Below are 532 nucleotides of genomic sequence, written 5' to 3'. Positions count from 1 at the left end.
TTCCGTCTTGCTCACGAAACCGGCGTAATCTTACTACCTGGTAAAGGTTTCGACACAGTACACGCATCAGTACGTGTATCACTAGCGAACCTTACTCACCACGAGTACGAGCTAATCGGCCGTGCAACACGCACTGTATTGGATGAGTACTTCGCTGAGTTTCAAGACGCATAAGTTCAAGTCTGGCTTAGAATCAAATACATGATTTAAAGCCGATGACGTCCAACTCATTAAGAATAAGCCTCGGCGATGTCGAGGCTATTCCGACCAAATAAGCACAGTGGTTAGATCGATAAAACTTCCTATCTTGATGTTCCGTTGTGTTTATTTAGTCGTCTTATCCAAGTATTCAAATCCATTTCAAACTGAAAGAGCGACGCATGAAAAGCATTATTTCTATTCAATCTCACGTGGTTTACGGGCATGCAGGAAACAGTTCTGCGGTTTTTCCAATCCAAAGAATGGGACTCGATGTGTGGCCAATCCACACTGTTCAGTTCTCTAATCACACTCAATATCAACAAGGTTGGAC

At 43.2% G+C, this 532-nt stretch carries 2 pseudogenes; both read left to right on the top strand.

The window, feature by feature from the left end:
- A pseudogene (locus AB4558_RS21960) lies at positions 1–174 on the top strand (bifunctional aspartate transaminase/aspartate 4-decarboxylase); the annotation flags it as partial.
- A gap of 206 nt (positions 175–380) precedes the next feature.
- Positions 381–532, top strand: a pseudogene (locus AB4558_RS21955) (pyridoxal kinase); the annotation flags it as partial.

Origin of the sequence: Vibrio sp. 10N.222.51.C5 (assembly GCF_041474575.1) — a bacterium.
In the GTDB taxonomy this organism is placed as follows: Bacteria; Pseudomonadota; Gammaproteobacteria; order Enterobacterales; family Vibrionaceae; genus Vibrio; species Vibrio crassostreae_C.
This window is presented reverse-complemented; position numbering and strand designations above follow the sequence as displayed.